16 protein-coding genes are annotated in these 22,028 nt (G+C 33.1%); 10 read left to right on the plus strand and 6 right to left on the minus strand.

What is annotated here, in order from left to right; translation table 11 throughout:
- Positions 1 to 184: 184 nt before the first annotated feature.
- Entirely contained in the window at positions 185 to 604 is a 420-nt protein-coding gene (locus tag GKZ86_RS20650; protein ID WP_154784947.1) for an OsmC family protein, read from the plus strand.
- A gap of 71 nt (positions 605 to 675) precedes the next feature.
- Here GKZ86_RS20650 and GKZ86_RS20655 read toward each other — a convergent pair whose 3' ends face one another.
- On the minus strand, positions 676 to 1,947 hold the full coding sequence (locus GKZ86_RS20655; RefSeq protein WP_154784948.1) for a tetratricopeptide repeat protein: 1,272 nt from the start codon (positions 1,945 to 1,947) through the stop codon (positions 676 to 678).
- Between the two features lie 47 nt (positions 1,948 to 1,994).
- A complete protein-coding gene (gene gyrA / locus GKZ86_RS20660; protein WP_154784949.1) occupies positions 1,995 to 4,631 on the minus strand; it encodes a DNA gyrase subunit A in 2,637 nt (878 codons plus the stop codon).
- A 258-nt stretch (positions 4,632 to 4,889) separates the two neighbouring features.
- Between gyrA and GKZ86_RS20665 the strand changes: the two genes are divergently transcribed.
- From GKZ86_RS20665 to GKZ86_RS20675, 3 genes are all read left to right on the plus strand, one after another.
- Positions 4,890 to 7,436, plus strand: a complete 2,547-nt coding sequence (locus tag GKZ86_RS20665; protein WP_154784950.1) for an ATP-dependent Clp protease ATP-binding subunit — start codon at positions 4,890 to 4,892, stop codon at positions 7,434 to 7,436.
- 140 nt (positions 7,437 to 7,576) lie between these two features.
- Positions 7,577 to 8,947, plus strand: a complete 1,371-nt coding sequence (rimK, locus tag GKZ86_RS20670; protein WP_154784951.1) for a 30S ribosomal protein S6--L-glutamate ligase — start codon at positions 7,577 to 7,579, stop codon at positions 8,945 to 8,947.
- Between the two features lie 102 nt (positions 8,948 to 9,049).
- Positions 9,050 to 9,565 (plus strand): DUF421 domain-containing protein, encoded by a 516-nt coding sequence (locus tag GKZ86_RS20675; RefSeq protein WP_194632627.1) that lies wholly within the window; start codon positions 9,050 to 9,052, stop codon positions 9,563 to 9,565.
- A 14-nt stretch (positions 9,566 to 9,579) separates the two neighbouring features.
- Here the strand turns inward: GKZ86_RS20675 and GKZ86_RS20680 are convergent, their stop codons facing one another.
- From GKZ86_RS20680 to hutH, 4 genes are all read right to left on the minus strand, one after another.
- Positions 9,580 to 10,083 carry a hypothetical protein gene (locus GKZ86_RS20680; protein WP_194632615.1) on the minus strand — a complete coding sequence of 168 codons (504 nt, stop codon included), beginning with the start codon at positions 10,081 to 10,083 and terminating at the stop codon, positions 9,580 to 9,582.
- A gap of 256 nt (positions 10,084 to 10,339) precedes the next feature.
- The gene (locus GKZ86_RS20685) at positions 10,340 to 11,683 is read right to left on the minus strand and encodes an inorganic phosphate transporter (protein WP_154784954.1); all 1,344 of its coding nucleotides are present in this window, start codon (positions 11,681 to 11,683) and stop codon (positions 10,340 to 10,342) included.
- 33 nt (positions 11,684 to 11,716) lie between these two features.
- Complete coding sequence (locus GKZ86_RS20690; protein ID WP_042564245.1) at positions 11,717 to 12,361, minus strand: DUF47 domain-containing protein; 645 nt, start codon at positions 12,359 to 12,361, stop codon at positions 11,717 to 11,719.
- Positions 12,362 to 12,409: 48 nt separating this feature from the next.
- Complete coding sequence (gene hutH, locus GKZ86_RS20695) at positions 12,410 to 13,924, minus strand: histidine ammonia-lyase (protein ID WP_154784955.1); 1,515 nt, start codon at positions 13,922 to 13,924, stop codon at positions 12,410 to 12,412.
- Positions 13,925 to 14,614: 690 nt separating this feature from the next.
- Here hutH and thrA point away from each other — a divergent pair.
- From thrA to GKZ86_RS20725, 6 genes are all read left to right on the plus strand, one after another.
- Positions 14,615 to 17,062, plus strand: a complete 2,448-nt coding sequence (thrA, locus tag GKZ86_RS20700; protein WP_154784956.1) for a bifunctional aspartate kinase/homoserine dehydrogenase I — start codon at positions 14,615 to 14,617, stop codon at positions 17,060 to 17,062.
- A gap of 154 nt (positions 17,063 to 17,216) precedes the next feature.
- Positions 17,217 to 18,134: a homoserine kinase gene (locus GKZ86_RS20705; protein WP_154784957.1), complete on the plus strand. Its 918-nt coding sequence runs from the start codon at positions 17,217 to 17,219 to the stop codon at positions 18,132 to 18,134.
- A gap of 205 nt (positions 18,135 to 18,339) precedes the next feature.
- A complete protein-coding gene (gene thrC, locus GKZ86_RS20710; protein ID WP_154784958.1) occupies positions 18,340 to 19,629 on the plus strand; it encodes a threonine synthase in 1,290 nt (429 codons plus the stop codon).
- Positions 19,630 to 19,894: 265 nt separating this feature from the next.
- Positions 19,895 to 20,449 (plus strand): hypothetical protein, encoded by a 555-nt coding sequence (locus GKZ86_RS20715; RefSeq protein WP_154784959.1) that lies wholly within the window; start codon positions 19,895 to 19,897, stop codon positions 20,447 to 20,449.
- Positions 20,446 to 20,772: a hypothetical protein gene (locus GKZ86_RS20720; RefSeq protein WP_154784960.1), complete on the plus strand. Its 327-nt coding sequence runs from the start codon at positions 20,446 to 20,448 to the stop codon at positions 20,770 to 20,772. The genes GKZ86_RS20715 and GKZ86_RS20720 overlap by 4 nt, the downstream gene beginning before the upstream one ends.
- 445 nt (positions 20,773 to 21,217) lie before the next feature.
- The gene (locus tag GKZ86_RS20725; RefSeq protein ID WP_154784961.1) at positions 21,218 to 21,949 is read left to right on the plus strand and encodes a hypothetical protein; all 732 of its coding nucleotides are present in this window, start codon (positions 21,218 to 21,220) and stop codon (positions 21,947 to 21,949) included.
- Positions 21,950 to 22,028 lie beyond the last annotated feature (79 nt).

Raw genomic sequence — 22,028 nt, forward strand, 5'->3', positions numbered from 1 at the left:
TGTTCTTTGCGGTAAAATTTACTTAACCTAAATCTCATCTCAAACTTGAAACCTGAAACATTAAACTTAACATTCTAATCAAACTTCATAAAACAATTCTGTAAAATATTGATTATATTTGATAGTCACATTATCTATTGACGGCTTACTAAATACTATTCAATTAATCCTAATAACGACAAAAATGAAATTTACAAGAAAAGCAAATGCGAACTGGCAAGGAACCGGTATGGAAGGAAAAGGAACTATTAGTACACAAAGTACAACCTTGGATAAAGCACAATTATCTTTTAAAACAAGATTTGCAGACGGAGTTGGAACAAATCCGGAAGAACTTGTTGCAGCAGCACATTCAGGCTGTTTTACGATGCAATTGAGTTTTTTATTGAATGAAGGAGGTTTTACTGCAGATGATCTATCTACAGAGGCTACTGTAACTTTTGAGGACGGAACAATAACTTTAATTCATTTAGATTTAAAAGGAAAAGTACCTTCTATTTCAGCAGAAGAATTTGAAAAAACAGCAGCAAAAGCAAAAGAAATCTGTCCGATATCTAAACTTTTAAATACTACTATTACTTTATCTGCTACTCTGGTTAGCTAATGAAATAATTTTAAAGCATAAAAAAACCATTCACCGCGGTGAATGGTTTTTTTATAGAAAATAATGAATGATTAGTTCATTGTTGCTTTTAATGCTTTTGCTTCTGCAGTCATTTCTAATGCTTTGTAAACCCCTAGTAATGTTTTTGAAACATCTTCATTTTTAGGATCTAATTCATGTGCTTTTTTAAGATAAGGAATAACTCCTTTAAAAACACCTTCTCTTTGTGCTTTAAGCACATCGTAGCGTTTCATATCTTTTGCAGATGTACCCAATTTATTCATTTCATCAATAATTGGTTTTTCAGCTTCTAATTTTAACGCTGCAAGGTTAAGATATGCATTTGTATAATTTGGATCAATTTCAATTGCCTTATTATAGTATTTTTCAGCATCTTCAGGGTTTTTAGCATTAGCGCTAATTACACCTAAATTAAAAATCAAGTCAGCATTTTTAGGATCTTTTTGCAAAGCTTCACCAACTAGTTTTTTATACGTATCAAAATCTTTAGTTTCAAGATATAAATTAGCTTGAGTAAGAATTAAAGATGAATCATCAGGATTTGTTGTTCTTGCATCAGCAATCGCTTTTTTCGCATCTTCGATACGTCCTTTTTGAACTAAAATTAAAGCTAAGTTTTTGTAGATCTCACCTCTTTTAGAAGGAATAGCTTCAGTTTTTGGTTTTTCGTGAGTTCCTAATTTTACAGCTAAATCTCTTTCGCTTGCTGTATTGAAACCATCTTCGCTACCTGAAGCTTTGTTTACTGCTGTATAACTTGTTCCTTTACCAGAATAATTTAGTTTTTTCAACTCTTCATACATTGGCAAAGCAGTATCAAAATCCTGAGCATTTACAGCTGTAGAAGCAGCGTAGTATAAATTGATAGTATCTTTTTTATCTAATAAATAAGCATCGTACAATTTTTTTGCACCGTCACTATGTTTGTTAGCTTGTGTGTCTGCAATAGCTGCATTAATTAATTTACCTTTAATTTCTGCGATAGATGCAGCAGCCTGAGTTGAATATTTTTGTTTTCCAGACTCTTTTTCAATGTCAATTAATTTTTTATAGCTTTCAGCAGCAAGAGATAAGTTTGTACCTGTATCTACACTTTTGTTTGCTAAATCTAATAATGCATTACCTTTTACAAAGTAATATTGTGCTTGTTCAACATCCTTGGCATTTACAACCAGGTTTTCAGCATCTTTTAATATGGTTATTGCTCCTTGAGCATCTCCGCCTTTTAATGCTTTCTCTGCACTTTTGATTTGATCTTTTTGAGCAAAAGTAGCTACTGAAATCAATAATGCTGATGCAAGTATTACATATTTACTTTTCATAGTATTCTAATTTGTATTTAATTTTAATTTTTGTGGTTTTATATTTTCTATTCTTCAGATTCTTCCTCTGAATCGTCTTCGTCTTCTACTTCTTCGTCAGAATCATCGTCGTCATCTTCAACAGTACCGTCATCCTCAAGAACTTCTAAATCTGGTTTAACCCTTTCAATAGCAGATTCAATAACATTACCATCTTCATCAACAATAACTTCAGCAACATCGTCTTTCATAACTTTTGTTACAGCAGCAATAGAATCTTTACCTTTTAAGTTAATCAATCGAACACCTTGTGTTGCACGACCCATTACACGTAAATCTTCAATCGCCATTCTGATTGTTAATCCTGATTTATTGATAATCATTAAATCATCAGCATCTGTTACGGCATTAATCGAAATTAATTTTCCTGTTTTCTCTGTGATGTTAAGTGTTTTTACACCTTTTCCACCACGATTCGTGATTCTGTAAACATCTTCTCCATCGTCGTCAACTAATTTAGTACGTTTACCGTATCCATTTTCAGTTACAACTAAAATTTGCGAATCGTTAACATTATCTTTATCGACAGTAACCATACCAATTACTTCATCAGTATCGTCTTTTAACGTAATTCCACGAACTCCGGAAGCCGTTCTTCCCATCGGACGTGTTTTTGTTTCTTCAAAACGAACTAATTTACCGGACTTAACAGCTAAAATAATTTGGCTTTCTCCGTTAGTTAATTTTGCTTCAAGTAATTCATCACCTTCTTTAATTGTAATAGCAGCAACACCATTTACTCTTGGTTTAGAATATTTCTCTAAAGAAGTTTTCTTAACCTGACCTTTTTTGGTAACCATTACAAGATTATGACTATTGATATAATCTTTATCTTTTAAATCCTGAGTGCAAATAAAAGCTTTTACTTTATCATCGCTTTCAATATTTACAAGATTCTGAATTGCTCTACCTTTTGCAGTTTTACTTCCTTCAGGAATTTCATAAACACGCATCCAGAAACATTTTCCTTTTTGCGTAAAGAACATCATATATTGGTGGTTGGTTGCAACGAACATGTGTTCAAGGAAATCCTGATCTCTTGTTCCTGCGCTTTTTTGTCCAACTCCTCCTCTATTTTGAGTTTTGTACTCTGTTAAGTTTGTACGTTTGATATAACCAGCGTGAGAAATTGTAATTACCACATTTTCATCTGCAATTAAATCTTCGATACTTACATCTCCACCAGAATATTCAATTTGAGAACGACGGGCATCTCCGTATTTCTCACGTATTTCTTCAAGTTCTTCTTTAATTAATGCCGTTCTTAAATTAACATCTGCCAATAAAGCTTTTAAGTGCTCGATTAACTTCATCAATTCTTCAAACTCAGCTCTTAATTTATCTTGTTCCAGACCTGTTAACTGACGTAAACGCATCTCAACAATGGCACGAGCCTGAATATCTGATAATTTAAATCTTTCGATTAATTTCTCACGTGCTTCTTCTGTATTTTTAGAACCTCTAATAATAGCAATTACTTCGTCGATATTATCAGACGCAATAATTAAACCTTCTAAGATATGTGCTCTTTCTTCTGCTTTACGCAATTCAAATTGCGTTCTGCGAACTACAACATCATGACGGTGCTCAATAAAATAGTGAATCATATCTTTTAGATTCAACATTTGTGGGCGACCTTTTACCAGTGCAATATTATTTACACTAAAAGATGATTGTAATGATGTGAACTTATATAAGGTATTCAAAACTACGTTTGGCGTAGCGTCACGTTTCAGGATATAAACGATACGCATACCGTTTCTATCAGATTCGTCACGAATATTCGCAATACCGTCAATTTTTTTATCGTTTACCAAATCAGCCGTACGTTTGATCATTTCGGCTTTGTTAACCTGATATGGAATCTCGGTAACAATGATACATTCTCTTCCGTCAACTTCTTCAAAACCAACTTTCGCACGCATAACAATACGTCCTCTTCCAGTTTTAAAAGCTTCACGAACACCTTCATAACCATATATTACACCACCGGTTGGAAAATCCGGCGCTTTAATATGTGTAATTAATTCGTCTATTTCAATATCGTTATTATCAAGGTACGCCAAAGTACCATTAATAACCTCTGTTAAATTGTGTGGAGGCATATTTGTTGCCATACCAACCGCAATACCAGTTGCTCCATTTACCAATAAAGTAGGAACTCTTGTAGGCATTACTTTTGGCTCATATAAAGTATCGTCAAAGTTCAATTGAAAATCAACTGTTTCTTTTTCGATATCTGCCATAATATCTTCTGAAATTTTGCGCATTCTGGCCTCCGTATAACGCATTGCTGCCGGACTATCACCATCAACAGAACCAAAGTTACCTTGCCCGTCTACTAATAAATAACGCATACTCCATTCTTGAGCCATACGTACCATTGCATCATAAACCGAAGTATCTCCGTGTGGGTGATACTTACCCAGAACCTCTCCTACGATTCTTGCAGATTTTTTGTGGGCAGATCTTGAAGTTACACCTAAATCATACATTCCGTAAAGAACTCTTCGATGCACTGGTTTCAAGCCATCTCTAACATCAGGAAGCGCTCTCGATACAATTACTGACATCGAATAATCGATGTAAGCTGATTTCATTTCATCTTCAATGTTAATAGGAATTAACTTTTCTCCTTCAGACATAAGTTGTTATGTTTTAATAATTACATTAGTTTCAAAGCGTGCCAAGATACGGTTTTTTGAAATTTTTTCAGCTATTTACTTACACTTATTTCAATGATTTATTAACAACTTTATTTCTGCTTTTAGTTAATAAATTAAGCGTTTTTTAACGCTTTTATTGTTATTTTTTTTGTCAATTAGCTGACAGGACATTTGGAAGGGTACGGTTTTTGTTTTTCAAACAGTAATTCATTAAATTTACAATACCAATTATATATTATGGATGATAATTTTTCACCAAGAGTAAAAGATGTTATTACATACAGTAAGGAAGAAGCCCTACGTTTAGGACACGACTTTATTGGTACTGAACATCTAATGCTAGGCATTTTAAGAGATGGTAACGGAAAAGCTATTCATATACTTAATAACCTAGCGGTCGATTTAGATCATTTACGCAGGAAGGTAGAAATACTGAGTCCAGCCAACCAGAGCGTTGAAGTAAATGCAGAAAAGAAAAACCTTCATCTTACCCGACAGGCCGAAAGGGCACTGAAGACCACTTTTCTTGAAGCTAAAGTATTTCAAAGCTCATCGATTAGCACAGCTCACCTGCTTCTATGTATCTTACGAAACGAAAACGATCCAACAACCAAGCTATTGAATAAGCTAAAAATAGATTATGACATAGCTAAAGAACAATATTTAAACATGACGCCAAACGAAGAAGAATTCTTAGAAAACTTGCCAAGAAACGAATCGTATAATGACGATTCAGGACAAGATGACAGTCTTAAAGAAAGCAGTTTTAATAATCCAGCCAATAAGTCAAACAAAAAATCTAAAACTCCGGTGTTAGATAATTTTGGGAGAGATTTAACAGAAATGGCAGAAGAAGGAAAACTAGATCCTGTTGTAGGACGCGAGAAAGAAATTGAACGTGTTTCTCAAATTTTAAGCCGTAGAAAAAAGAACAACCCGCTACTTATTGGAGAGCCTGGAGTTGGTAAATCTGCTATTGCAGAAGGACTTGCATTACGTATCATTCAGAAAAAAGTATCTCGTATCCTTTTCAACAAACGTGTGGTAACACTTGATTTGGCAAGTTTAGTTGCCGGAACAAAATACCGAGGCCAGTTTGAAGAAAGAATGAAAGCCGTAATGAACGAACTTGAAAAAAATGATGATATTATTCTTTTCATTGATGAAATTCATACTATTGTAGGTGCTGGTGGAGCAACAGGTTCTCTTGATGCTTCAAACATGTTTAAACCTGCTTTAGCAAGAGGCGAAATTCAATGTATTGGTGCTACAACTCTTGATGAGTACAGACAATATATTGAGAAAGATGGAGCTTTAGAAAGACGTTTTCAAAAAGTAATTGTTGAACCAACTTCTGTTGAAGAAACGATTGCTATTTTGAACAACATTAAAGATAAATACGAAGATCACCACAATGTGACTTATACCCAGGAGGCAATTGAAGCTTGTGTTAAACTAACAAACAGATATATGTCTGAGCGTTTTTTACCGGACAAAGCTATTGATGCCCTTGACGAAGCTGGTTCCCGCGTACACATTACTAACATTGATGTTCCTAAACAAATTCTTGATTTAGAACGTCAGTTAGAAGAAGTGCGTGAAAACAAAAATATGGTTGTTAAAAAACAAAAATATGAAGAAGCAGCCAAACTTCGTGATGATGAAAAACGCATTGAAAAAGATTTAGCTGTTGCGCAGGAACAATGGGAAGAAGATTCTAAAAACAACCGTATTGAAGTTACAGAAGATAATGTAGCCGATGTTGTTTCGATGATGACTGGAATTCCTGTTAACAGAATTGCACAAACAGAAAGTAATAAACTGGCTAAATTACCTGAATTAATTCAGAATAAAGTAATTGGTCAAAACGAAGCAGTTTTAAAAATTGCCCGTTCTATTCAGCGTAACAGAGCCGGACTTAAAGATCCTAACAAACCAATTGGTTCATTCATTTTCTTAGGTCAGACTGGAGTTGGTAAAACTCAATTAGCGAAAGTTTTAGCAAAAGAATTATTCGATTCTGAAGATGCATTAGTTCGTATCGACATGAGCGAATACATGGAAAAATTTGCAATTTCTCGTTTAGTTGGAGCGCCTCCGGGATACGTAGGTTACGAAGAAGGTGGTCAATTGACTGAAAAAGTTCGTAGAAAACCATATTGTGTTGTACTTTTAGATGAAATCGAAAAAGCGCATCCGGATGTGTTTAATATGATGTTACAAGTTCTTGATGATGGATATTTGACTGATAGCTTAGGTCGCAAAATCGACTTTAAAAATACTATTATTATCATGACTTCTAATGTTGGAGCACGTCAATTAAAAGATTTTGGACAAGGTGTTGGATTTGGAACTGCTGCAAAAGTGGCTCAAGCCGATGAAAACTCAAAAAGCATTATCGAAAATGCATTGAAAAAAACTTTTGCTCCTGAATTCTTAAACAGAATTGATGATGTAATTGTATTTAACGCATTAGAAAAAGGTGACATCGATTTGATTATCGATATCGAACTTGCGAAACTATATTCTCGTATTGCTGAGTTAGGTTATAAATTAAACCTTACTGACAAAGCAAAAGCATTTATTGCCGAGAAAGGTTTTGACAGACAATTTGGAGCAAGACCTCTAAAAAGAGCGATCCAGAAATATGTTGAAGATTTGTTAGCAGAAGAAATCATTACTTCAAAAATTCATTCAGGTGATGAAATTTTAATGGATTTAAAAGATGATTCTCAAGAACTTTCAGTAGAAATACATAAAGCAGAAGAGCCTACAAATCTATAAAATAGTTAAATTTTATAACAAGAATAACAAACCCGTTACGTTTTTATAACATAACGGGTTTATTCTTTAGGTAAAATGCTTAATTTTTAAAAAGGAAATGGTTACATTTGATATTAAAATTTTATAATTAAATACTACGTATGCTTCAAAACAAAGTCATTTTAGGTAGCGAAGAATGGTGCTCATTTCCTGAACTCGGAATTCCTACAATCAAGGCTCGTGTCGATTCTGGCGCAAAAACTTCAGCAATGCACGCTATAAACATAGCTCCTTTTATAAAAAATGACGCCAATTGGGTGAAATTTGATATTAATCCAATTCAGAATAATACCAAAACCATTATTCATTGTGAAGCTCCGTTGGTAGATAAAAGAATTGTAAAAAGTTCAAGCGGTTTTAGAGAACATCGTTATGTTATTCAAACCAATTTAAAAATTGGCGATACAAAATGGCCAATCGAAATGACGTTGACTAATCGTGACTCAATGGGTTTTCGTATGCTTTTAGGCCGCGAAGCTATGAGCGGTCGTGTATTGGTTGATCCCGAAGAAAAATATTTACTTGGTCAACCATCGACAGAAGCATTAAAAGAATTATATCAAAACTCTGAAAAAGCAACTTCTGGTTTACGAATTGGTCTTTTGGCCAGTAATCCTGAATTATATAGTAACAAAAGAATCATGGAAGCGGGTGAAATGCGCGGTCATGAAATGCATTTTTTGAATATCAAAGAATGTTATATGAAACTGGATGCCAAAACACCTGAAATTCATTATCGTGGTGGAAAAATATTAAATCAGTTTGATGCTATTATTCCGAGAATTCGACCAAGTATCACTTTTTATGGTTGCGCTTTAACGCGTCAGTTTGAAGCTTTAAAAGTTTACTGCTTAAATTCGGCCACAGCCATAACACAATCAAGAGATAAATTATATTCGCTACAATTGCTTTTAAATAGCGGAATTGACATTCCAACAACCGGTTTTGCCAATTCTCCTTTAGACACCGACAATTTAATTAAAATGGTTGGAGGTTCTCCTTTAATTGTAAAATTATTAGAAGGAACACAAGGAAAAGGTGTTGTTTTAGCCGAAACCAAAAAAGCAGCAGAAAGCGTTATTAATGCTTTTAAAAGTTTGAATGCCAATATTTTAGTTCAGGAATTTATTAAAGAAGCCAACGGAAAAGATATTCGTTGTTTCGTAATCGACGGAAAAGTTGTTGCTGCAATTCAGCGTGAAGCAATGCCTGGCGAATTTAGAGCTAACATTCATCTTGGAGGAACGGCTTCTGTAATCAAAGTTACACCTGAAGAAAAAAAGATCGCCATAAAAGCTGCAAAAGCAATGGATTTAAAAGTAGCCGGAGTTGATATTATTCGTTCTTCAAAAGGACCATTATTGTTAGAAGTAAATTCTTCTCCAGGTCTTGAAGGAATTGAAGGTGCAACCAATAAAGATATTGCGGGAGAAATGATCAGAGCAATTGAAAAGAATTTCAAGCTTATATAAACTAGTTCATTTAAACTTAATACCGAATAATTAATTTAGCAGCTTTGTCAAAGTTTAAAACTTTGACAAAGCTTTTTTTAAATTCAAAATAAATACAAAATGATGCTACTTCCCTATTTAGATATTATTGCCCGAAGTCTTGCAGTCTATTTTTTTATGACAATTGCTTTGAGAGTTTTTGGTAAAAAAGAACTTTCTCAGCTCAATACTGCTGATATTATCCTGATTTTACTAATCAGTAATTCGGTTCAAAATGCCATGGTTGGCCCTGACACCAGTCTTTGGGGAGGTTTGGTTGCAGCTTTAGCTTTATTTATAATCAACTTTGTGATCAAAAAACTAACTCATAAATACAAAGCTCTAAATGATTTATTGTTAGACAAACCGGAGATTTTAATTCACGATGGAAAATTAGATTTTAAGGCTTTGAGCAAATTAGACATTTCCCACGATGAATTGAGAGAAGCAATGCGTGAACATGGTTTAGAACATTTTACAGATGTAAAGCTTTGTATGCTAGAAATAGACGGTACTATTAGTGTTATTTCAGAGGATAAAAAGGCTCTTAAACAAACACATTACAAACGAAAACACAACCATAAGAATTTTAGAAAATAAATTTAAAAAATAATTTATTTTTCATTTACAGGAATTATAGATTTTCCATAGAAAGATAAAATTAATTCTTCATTAGCAAACCTGCCATCTAAATCAATTTTTAGAGGCGTTCTTACCAAAAGTGTACTGAAGTTTCCTTCTACATCAATGTAGATTTTTTTCTTACAATAATATTCAGAAGAATTTAAGTAATCCTGAATTGCATACAGCAGTTTTTTTCTTGAAGATCTTTCAATTCCCAACATATCGCCTACCTTAACAATTACTAATAAAGTATCATTTCTTTCTATCGAATAGTACTTTAATTTATCTGTATCAATACCGTTTATTGACCTACTAACAGATCCTTTTACCAAATAGGAAATTATATCAAATTCTTCGTTTGGATTGTTGGTAACCTTTTTTTGATCTGCTCTTAAATAAACTTTTCTCAAATCGTCTTCTTTACAAGAAAATAGCGAGAAAATAACAACTAATAAATATAGTTTGGAAATTATATTATTTTTGAATTTAAACATTCCTTTCAAGATTAACCACTTTTCAAAAATCACTTTCATCGGTTATAATTGTTACTATAAATACATTGAATAATTCCCGCAAAGGTCTTCTTATACAATAATAATAACAGCCCGTAAAAGATTAATAAATCCTATTTAAAGACATTTATATCTCTGGATTTAACAATAAAAAAAGGCCGATTTCAAATTGAAATCGGCCTTTTTTTATAGATTTTAAAATGTGAATTAATCCTCACATTTCATAAATATCATCTTATTATGAAATAAATACGCTTAGAATAAAATAAACCAAACCTGCTAATATAGCTGAAATCGGAATGGTTAAAATCCAAGCCCAAATTAAACTTACAGTAACACCCCAACGAACAGCAGATACACGTTTTGTTAATCCAACCCCGATGATAGAACCTGTAATAGTATGTGTTGTACTTACCGGAATTTTTAAGTGTTCTGTAAAATATAATGTCAAAGCTCCTGCAGTTTCAGCCGCAACTCCTTCAAAAGAAGTTACTTTTGTAATTTTAGAACCCATTGTTTTTACAATTTTCCATCCACCACTTAAAGTTCCTGCAGCAATAGCAGAATAACACGCTAATGGAATCCATCCCGGCATCACTCCTTTTATCCCCATGTCATCATTTGGCAAAACAACATCTAGCCATGAATCCATGTGAACTCCAGGATTTGTATTGATATAAACTGCAACAGCTGCAGCAATAATACCCATTACTTTTTGAGAATCATTTCCTCCATGACCTAAACTAAAAGCAGCAGAAGATAATAATTGCATTTTTTTCAAAGCAGCATCAGCCTGATGAAGATTTAGACTGCTAAATATCAAACAAAAAGCACTTACAGTTAAGATGATAAAAGCAACAAGAAACCATTTTATATTATGCGGATCGAAGGCTACACTCCAAAAATGCGAATCAAATCGAGGTTTTCCATGCTCAACAATCTCTTCATAAGGAACCATCAAACGGCTAACAACCCATACAGTAACAATCATTAAAACAACTGTAAATATTTTAGGACCAATAACTTTACGAGAAGCATTTAGCAACCAGATCGAAATTAAATAAGAGGCAAATGCTCCCAATAATGGCGCTAAAACAATAAAAGCAATAATGATAATAACTCCTGAAGGCATTCCGCCATCTTTTCCAGCCTTATACCAGCTTACGATTTCATACCAATAATGCGTAACTCCATCTTCGCCAACATAACCAGAAAAACCATGTACAGCAATAGCGTGAGCAACTGCAGCTCCGGCAAAACCACCGATTAAAGTATGAGAAGAACTTGAAGGTATTCCTAACCACCAAGTCAATAAATTCCAACAAATAGCTGCAATAACTCCGGCAAGAATAACAACAAGGTTAATCTCCATAGTGTGCGCTGTTTTTGCAACAGTATCTGCAACACCAAATCCGAAAACCCAATATGCCAGAAAGTTAAAAAATGCTGCCCAAAGAACGGCCTGAAAAGGCGTTAAAACCTTTGTAGCAACAACGGTAGCTATAGCATTTGCCGCATCATGAAAACCATTGATGTAATCAAAAATTAAAGCTAATACTATAATAATTATAAGTAGCGTCATAAAAATATAACTTCAGAATTGAAATAAATTGAATTAAGAATGTTTTACAGAAATAGATTCCAGTATGTTCGCAACACTCTTACATTTGTCTGTTGCTGATTCTAAAACAGATAAAACTTCTTTATATTTAATGATGTTTTTAGCGTCTGTTTCGTTTTCAAAAATTTCAAAAACTGCTTTATTATATACATTATCAGACTTGTTTTCTAGTTTATTAATTCTAGCACAAGCTTCTTTAATAATGTTCATATTTTTTAAGTTGCTCAATTCTTTTACTGCACTATCAATGTTTTGACAAGCTTCAAGATTGATTTCTGTCATTTTTCTGATAGATTTTGTAATCTTATCAACTTGATATAATCTCATTCTACTTGCAGCACCGTGCAAATAATCTGCTACGTTATCAATAGAAGTAATAAGCGTGTGAATATCCTCTCTATCAAATGGAGTAATAAAGTTTCTGCTCAATTCAAGATTGGTCTGACGTGTAATATCCTCTCCTCTTTGCTCTAACTCATCAATTTTCTGAAAAAGAACTTCTCTTTCTTTCAATGGAAGGTTTACAGCTTCGTGTAAATTAGACGCTAATTCAATTAAATTGCTTGAAGCCTCTTCAAAAAGTGGAAAGAATTTCTTGTCTTTCGGCACTAAAAATTGGAAAATACTGTTTATTGACATTTTTATATTTTTGATAGTGCAAAATTACTTCATTAATATTTTACAATGTTAAGCCATTGTTAACAAATCGTTTTCTATTTGGAAACTATCCAGGAATGAAACGGTCTTTTCAATGTCATAATGTAAGATTCTGTCTTCTTTTACCAATGGTACAACTTCTCTGTAACTGCTCAAAAACATTTCGATGAAATCGCTTGATTTTAAAGGCTCTCTGTAAGCAATTGCCTGAGATGCATTCATTAATTCAATAGCCAGTATACGCTCTAAATTATCCATAACACGAAGCGCTTTTGTAGCTCCGTTTGCTCCCATACTTACATGATCTTCCTGTCCGTTGCTTGAAACAATACTATCGACACTAGCCGGAGTTGCCAATTGCTTGTTTTGACTCGCAATACTTGCCGCAGTATACTGTGGAATCATAAATCCTGAATTCAATCCCGGATTATCAACTAAAAATGCCGGAAGATTACGCAATCCGGAAATCAATTGATACGTTCTTCTTTCAGAAATACTTCCTAATTCTGCCAAAGCAATTGCCATAAAATCTAAAGCCAAAGCCAAAGGTTGTCCGTGGAAATTTCCACCAGAAATAATTTGATCGCTTTCTATAAATATATTTGGATTATCTGTAACCGAATTAATCTCTGTTTTAAAAACTTTACGAACATAATCGATTGCATCTTTTGAAGCACCATGAACTTGTGGCATACAACGGAAAGAATACGGATCCTGAACGTGTTTTTTCTCCTGCTCAATAATTTCACTTCCTTCTAAAAACTCATTAATACGTTGAGCCGTAATAATTTGTCCTTTGTGAGGTCGTATAAAATGAATCAATTCGTTAAAAGGCTCAATTCTTCCATCAAAACCTTCTAAAGAAATTGTTCCGATTAAATCTGCCAAATAGGAATACTTATATGCTTTCAATAAAATATGAGCTCCGTAAGCACTCATAAATTGAGTTCCGTTTAATAAAGCTAAACCTTCTTTAGATTGTAAAACGATTGGTTCCCAATTAAAGTGTTTTAAAACTTCGGCAGAAGCCACTTTTTTACCTTCAAAATAAACCTCGCCTTCTCCTAATAAAGGTAAAGATAAATGAGCAAGCGGCGCTAAATCTCCAGAAGCACCAAGTGAACCTTGTGTATAAATTACAGGCAGAATGTCATTATTATAAAAATCGACAAGACGATTTACAGTTTGCAGCTGAATTCCTGAATGTCCGTAGCTTAATGATTGAATTTTAAGAAACAGCATCAATTTTACAATTTCTACAGGAACCTCTTCTCCAGTTCCGCAAGCATGCGACTTTACAAGATTTTCCTGAAGTTTAGATAAATTTTCATTAGAGATTTTTACGCTATAAAGTGATCCAAAACCAGTATTGATACCGTAAATTGGTTCAGAGTGTGTGGCCATTTTTTTGTCTAAATAATCACGGCATTTCTGAACATTAACCTTCGCTTCTTCTGATAATTCAAGTGTTTTTTGATTCACAATTATTTCTTGTAAAGCTTCTAAACTTAAGGTTTCAGTACTTATATAATGGACTTCTCTCATGTTGTTTGTAATTTAAGGCGTCAAAATTCAGCAAATCAATATTAAAAAGCAACAATTATTCATAATAATTAAAATTTAAGCAAAACCATTCTCCTCTTTTAATTATTCTATAATATAGAATTAAGCAGAAAACCTCTAAGCAGAATGAAATTTACATCATAAAGTTGATTTAGTTTTTAAGTTAAATATTTCAATAAAGTAGTAGATCTAATCTATAGAATAAGTAAAATCTATTTGTTTAATGCAGATTTTACAGATTTAAGCAGATTTTCAAATCATTTTAATCCTTTAATCTGTGGCTTTAAATAAAATAAATACAAAAAAAAACAAACTCAAATATACGAATCCGTCAACTTTAGACTTTTAATTCTGGTAAATACTCAATATTAAATTTTATCTTTTTGAATTATTAAAATATTCGTAAAAAGGCAATTATGATTTTTTAACTTTTATAAAAATCTGTACTTTTGAAAAATCAAAAATGAAAAGTAACAGCGCAAAATATCAATCTACAATGACAACTCAAACAAGAGTTGCAATTGCTGCTACAACAATTTCTACTACAACAACTACTACCCCTTAGGGGTATACATTTTTACATATAATCCTGGTTATCTATACTTTTTTCTAAAAAGAAGAAAGGTATTGGATACATAAAAATATTTGCATAAAAAGAAAAAAAACATCAAAATGAAAGTATTAAAATTTGGCGGAACTTCGGTTGCCAATGCTCAAAATATAAAACTCGTTCTCGAAATTATTAAACAAAATTCTAAACAAGATAAATTAGTTGTTGTCGTTTCTGCCTTAAGCAAAGTGACTGATTTATTGCAGTTAGCAGCAGCAAAAGCAGCCGAAAATGACGAAAGTTTCAGGGATATTGTTGCTGAAATCGAGAAAAAACACCTTGACACTTTAAAAGAACTTATTCCGGTAAGCGAACAAAGCAGCTTATTAAGCCACGTAAAAAGAATCATCAATCATCTTGAAACTTTATTAGACGGTTGCTTTTTATTAGGTGAATTATCTCCAAGAACTGCTGACACTATTTTAAGTTTTGGCGAATTGCTTTCATCGTATATTATTGCACAAGCATATCAGCAAATTGATAAAGACGTTGTTTATAAAGACAGTCGTGAAATTATTAAAACAAGTGCTGATTTTGGAAAAGCTGTTGTAAACTTCGAAATTTCGAACAAACTGATTCAGGAGTATTTTGCTCAAAATGAATCAAAAATTAATATTTTACCCGGTTTTATTGCTTTAACTCTTGACGGAATTACAACTACTTTAGGCCGTGGCGGTTCTGATTATACTGCCGCAATAATTGCCGGCGCACTTGATGCATCGCAATTAGAAATCTGGACGGATGTAAACGGAATGTTTACTGCAAACCCAAAAATTGTAAAACAAGCACAGCCAATTGCCAATATTTCGTATCAGGAAGCAATGGAATTATCGCATTTTGGAGCCAAAGTTTTGTATCCGCCAACAATTCAGCCTGTTTTAAGAAAAAATATTCCAATTTTAATTAAAAACACTTTTGAACCGGAAGCCGAAGGAACTTTGATCACAGATCAGGTTTCATCAAAAGACACCGTTGTAAAAGGAATTAGTCATATCGATAATATTTCGCTTGTAACTCTTGAAGGTCCCGGAATGATTGGAGTTGCAGGTTCTTCAAGACGTTTATTCGAAGTATTGTCTCAGGAAAAAATCAATGTAATTTTTATTACTCAGGCTTCTTCTGAACATTCGATTTGTATCGGAATTTTAAATTCGGATGCTGAGAATGCCGAAGCTGCAATTAACAGAGCTTTTGAAGTAGAGATTTTACAAAACAAAATTGATCCTTGTATTGTAGAAAAAGACCTTTGTATTATTGCTTTGGTTGGTGAAAACATGAAAAATCACCAGGGTTTAAGCGGAAGAATGTTTAGTACTTTAGGAAAAAACAACGTAAACATTCGCGCGATTGCGCAAGGTGCTTCTGAAAGAAATATTTCGACTGTAATTAACGAAAGAGACGTTAAAAAAGCGTTGAATACTCTGCACGAAAACTTCTTTGAAGAAAACACCAAACAGTTGAATCTATTTGTAATGGGCGTTGGAAATGTTGGTGAAAAATTCATCGAACAAATTCACAATCAGAAGAAATTTTTAAAAGAAAACTTAAAGATAAATGTTCGCGTAATTGCATTGTCAAACTCAAGAAAAATGCTTTTTGATGAAGACGGAATTTCTTTAAAAGAATGGCAGGCTGATTTAGATAAAGGTGAACCTGCAAATGCAGCAGCTTTTATCGAACGTGCTAAAGAACTGAATTTACGTAACAGTATTTTTGTTGACATCACTGCAAATGCAAGCGTTTCTGAAACGTATGAAAACTTCCTGAAACAAAGTATTGCCGTTGTAACTTGCAACAAAATTGCCTGTTCATCTGCGTATGACAATTACAAAAAATTAAAAAACTTATCACGCCAATATAACGCTCCATTTTTGTTTGAAACAAATGTTGGTGCGGGATTACCAATTATTGATACCGTAAAAAACTTAATTGCTTCTGGCGATAAAGTGCATAAAATTCAGGCCGTTTTATCCGGAAGTTTAAACTTCATTTTCAATAATTTCGATAAAAACAATTCTTTCCACGATGTGGTTAAAGAAGCCGGAGTTCAGGGATTTACAGAACCAGACCCAAAAATTGACTTAAGCGGAATCGACGTTGCACGTAAAATCCTGATTTTAATTCGCGAAAGCGGTTACGAAATGGATATTGAGGCCATTGCAAACGAATCATTCCTTCCGGCAGAATGTTTAGCGACAACTAATAATGATGACTTTTTTGCATCGTTAACAAAACACGCTGCTCATTTTGAAGGTATTTATGAAGAAGCATTAGCGAAAGATTCAAGATTAAAATATGTAGCACAATTCGAAAACGGAAAAGCCAGCGTTGGTCTGCAATTCATTCCAAAAGATCATCCTTTCTATAATTTAGAAGGAAAAGATAATATCGTACTTTTTTACACAGATCGTTACGTAGATCAGCCTTTATTGATAAAAGGAGCCGGAGCCGGTGCAGCCGTTACCGCTTCAGGAATTTTTGCGGATGTAATTCGAATAGGTAATATATAAAGGTGCTAAGGTTCTAAGATGCTAAGGTACTGAGTTTTTTTTAAACTAATCTTAGCCTCTTAGAATCTCAGAACCTTAAAAACTAAAAAATAAACAGTTGCAAAGAAAAACTTAGAACCTTAGCATCTTAGCAACTCAGAACCTTTAAAAAGAAATGGAAATAAAACTATTTTGCCCGGCAACTATTGCGAATCTTTCGTGCGGATTTGACGTACTTGGACTTTGCTTAGACAATGCAGGCGATGAAATGATTGTTCGAAAAGTCGATCAAAAAGGAGTTCGAATCACTAAAATTGTGGGTGCCGATTTACCTTTAGAAACAGAGAAAAACGTTTCTGGAGTTGCCGCTCTTGCAATGTTAGAAACCCTTGATGTCGATTTTGGATTTGAAATCGAAATTTATAAAAACATAAAAGCGGGAAGCGGAATTGGAAGCAGCGCTGCAAGTTCTGCCGGAGCAGTTTTCGGAATTAATGAATTATTGGGAAGACCTTATTCTCGTAAAGATTTGGTGCAATTTGCTATGCAGGGCGAAAAATTAGCGAGCGGAAACGCACATGCAGACAACGTTGCTCCTGCCCTTTTAGGCGGATTTACTTTGGTAAGAAGTTATGCGCCGCTGGATATTATCAGAATTGATAGTCCTGAAGAATTATTCGCAACGGTGGTTCATCCTCAAATTGAATTGAAAACTTCTGATGCACGTTCGGTTTTAAAACAAACCGTTTCCCTAAAAAGCGCCATTATGCAATGGGGAAATGTGGGCGGATTAATTGCAGGTTTATATACTAAAGATTATGATTTGATTGGAAGATCACTTCACGACGAAATCGTTGAACCTTTACGAAGCGTTTTGATTCCGGGTTTTGATTTAATCAAACAAACAGCTCTTGAAAACGGTGCTTTAGGTTCCGGAATTTCAGGTTCAGGTCCGTCGATTTTTGCTTTAAGCAGAGGAAAAGAAACCGCCGATAAAATTGCCAAAGCCATGAGCGAAGTTTACGAAAAAATGAATTTACCGTATGAAATTCACGTTTCGAAAATTAATCCGGATGGAGTTAGGATTCTTTAGGATGGAACGCTGTAAGCAATAGGCTTTAGGCAATAAGCTTAAAACCTTTGCGAAAAATATAAAACCAAGAAAAAATAAAAGCTGTAAGCAAGCACTAGGAAAAAGCCTAATACCTAAAGCTTAAAGCCATAAAAAAGCAAGAAGCTATACGCAACATTAGGAAAAAGCCTAAAGCCTAAAGCTTACTGCCTAAAGCAAAAAAACAATGAAATACTACAGTTTAAACCATAATGCCCCAAAAGTTTCTTTTCAGGAAGCTGTAATACAAGGATTAGCAAGCGATAAAGGATTATATTTCCCAGAGAATATCACGGCTTTAGATCCTTCTTTTTTTGATAAAATTGAAAGTTTAAGCCATGAAGAAATTGCTTTTGAAGCGATCAAACAATTTGTTGGCGATGAAATTCCTGCTTCGACATTAAAAGAAATTATTGCCGAAACTTTATGTTTTGATTTTCCGGTGGTGAAAGTCGAAAACGGCATTTATTCGTTAGAATTATTTCACGGACCTACAATGGCTTTTAAAGATGTTGGAGCACGTTTTATGTCGCGTTGTCTGGCATATTTTAACAAAGACAAAAAAGACAGTAAAAATACCGTTTTAGTAGCTACTTCGGGAGATACAGGCGGAGCCGTTGCAAGCGGATTTTTAGGCGTTGACGGTGTTGATGTTGTCATTTTATATCCGTCAGGAAAAGTGAGCGACATTCAGGAAAAACAATTAACAACTTTAGGTCAAAATATTAAAGCCCTTGAAGTTGACGGTGTTTTTGATGATTGCCAGGATATGGTAAAAAAAGCGTTTTTAGATGAAACTCTGGCACATAAAAACCTGACTTCTGCAAATTCTATAAATATTGCGCGCTGGTTGCCACAAATGTTCTATTTTTTCTTTGCCTACAAAGCGTTGAAAAGCCAAAACAAACCATTGGTTTTTTCTTGCCCAAGTGGAAACTTCGGAAATATCTGCGCCGGGATTATGGCAAAGAAATTAGGTTTGCCAATTGAACATTTTGTAGCGTCTACAAACGTAAACGACACGGTACCACGATTCTTAGAAAACGGAAAATACGACCCGAAACCTTCTAAAGCGACAATTTCTAACGCAATGGACGTTGGAAACCCAAGTAACTTTATTAGAATTCAGGAATTGTATAATAATGATTTAAAAGCTTTTGAAAAAGACTTTTCTTCTTATAGCTATACTGACGAACAAACACTTGAAGCTCTAAAGAAAATTTATAACACTAATGGTTATATCGCAGAACCGCACGGCGCTGTTGGTTATTTAGGTTTGAAAAAAGAATTACAAAAACACGAGAATGCAATTGGTATTTTCTTAGAAACAGCTCATCCTATTAAATTTTTAGATGTTGTTGAACCTGTTTTGGGAATTACACTTCCTATTCCTGCTCAAATTGAGAGTGTTATTAATGAGGAGAAAGTGAGTGTAAAGATTAAGAGTTATGAGGAATTGAAAGCTTTCTTGGGGTAAAAACATATGCATATATGATTAAAAGCGAGTAAAAAAATACTCGCTTTTTTATTGCATTACCATTAATTATTTTGAATTAATATATAAAAATTATCAAGTACGGATTTCCGTAAAAATTGGCAACAAAAAAAACATATATTTGAAAAACAAGAAAACGAAATAAAGTTTCACTTATCTACCCGTATAAACGAAAGTTTTTTTCGATTATAAATAAGTTGTGCGGGCATGCTTGAACAAACCGCTTAAGACAAACAGTAATTGAATTATGACAAAACCAGACTATAGATATATTTATATTGTTTATGCTATCATTGCGGTCTTGACTGCATTGTGGCTAAACAGTAAATATAATTTATCAGACAATAATCAAAACACAGCATCCTTAATAGCTAATACATCAGAATTATTAGGACTTGCAATTGCATTGACAGAAATTTTTGTGCTTACCAGAGTAACTGACCGAATTAGAAAAAGTATTGAAAACTTACAGTCTTATTCAGATATTTCTAGTGTTTCAATTTTTCTTTCACAGACAAAAGATGATTTAATCGGTAAGAAATATGGAAAAGCTATTTTACGATTAGAAAAAGTTCGAGATGTTTATCAAGAAAATTTGCCGACAAATGAACTAGCAAATACATCTTCGATTCATAGAATAAACTATGACAGATTAAATTCTATGATTTCAACACTCACGATGCTTGAGAATAGCTTTTCAACAATCCCAAATAACGACTTAAATGATTTTGTTAGTTTCTTGACTTCTTTCAATGAAACAATAATATCACTAAAATTAACTTTCAAAAGCTCAATAATATGATACCTGACGTTTATAAAACATTTATTCAAGCGATAATTCAAAAAACCAATGATGATGAGGCCAAGTGGGAAACTACTAGAGATGAAGCCTATGTACTACGAACAAGTTCAGCCACAGTTGAAGTTGGTCATTATATAGACCAAGATGCAGAAGTTGGATATTACTATTTCAAATATTATAATATCAAAAAAAAGACAGACGCAGGATTTCGTGTAAATAATCTAGAAGATGATTATCCAACAATGGAAAGGTTATTTGCAATTGCAGCGGCTTCTGCAGCTAACATAAAAGACGAATTATCATCATTTCTTGGTGACTTATAGCACTACCGCACAACATACGCTACAAGTAAGCTGGTTGTTTGGCTTAATTTGAAGATGGTTTTGTATTTGAAAAAATAGTTCTTAATCGAAGGATTACGCATTTTTAATCCCAGCCTGCATGTAGCGCGGGGACGTTGGCATACATACTTATACCAAAATTGCACAAATTATGAATATCGATAAAATTAAATTTTCCAAATTTTTTCACGAATCTAAAAAAAATGCAATTAAAAGAATTGTAAAATGTTATCATCCAGATTGTAATGAAAAATCTATAAATTCTCATATTCTTCAAAAAAATGGAATTCTTTCTTCAATTTCAAAAGACAGTCATTTATGGGAACACGTTTTAAATCAATTTAAAGAACCGCATTTTCAATTTAAAAGAACCGGAATAAATGAAATTTTTTCTTTCAATTGCTTTTGTCAAAAACACGATAGTGAATTGTTTAAAATTATTGAAACAGAAAGTATAAATTTTAATGATTACAAATCTTGCCTATTATTTACTTTACGCACAATTTATAATGAAAAATTCAAAAAAGAAGTTAATATTGATATTTATCAAACTATATTGAAATCTGAATTTTCATCAAACATAAATAAAGAGTTTTTAGAATTGACACTTGAGCAAGAAAAACTTGGTTTGGCAGATTTAGCAGTAAACGAGAATGACATATGGAAAGACTTAAATGAAAACACACAATCATTTATTTTTGAACATAGAGAAATTACGCAAATCGAACTCTGTCTTTCAGCATTTTACAATTACGAAACAACTCTAGAAATGAATCTTTATAGATTAAAATATGGAAAAGATATGGAAAGAATTTCTGAAGTTTTCATCAATCTATTTCCATATAAAAATAAATCAATCCTATTGATGGCTTATAACAAAAAAGATGAAACTGCAGTTAAGGGAGATTTTTATATTTTTTTTAAAGAATCTGAAAAAAGAGTTCAAAGAAAATTAACTAATTTATTTTTATTTGCTTGTGAAACATGGGTTATTTCAGAAAAGTTATATAGTGAAAAATTCAAAGGCATAGAAAATATAATAGCTTATGCCTCAAAATATTCATCTGAAAATTATAACGAGAGACAGAATTTTGCTTTAAATATGTTTACAGAAAATTTCAAAACTGAAATTCAAAAATGGTATTCAAAATATAAATAAAAATACGCTCGCGCTAGCAATCGAATTAGATAAGAATAAGAAAGAGACCTTTAATAAGGTCTCTTTCTAAAATTAAATA

It is taken from the genome of Flavobacterium sp. LC2016-13, from assembly GCF_009707955.1.
In the GTDB taxonomy this organism is placed as follows: Bacteria; Bacteroidota; Bacteroidia; order Flavobacteriales; family Flavobacteriaceae; genus Flavobacterium.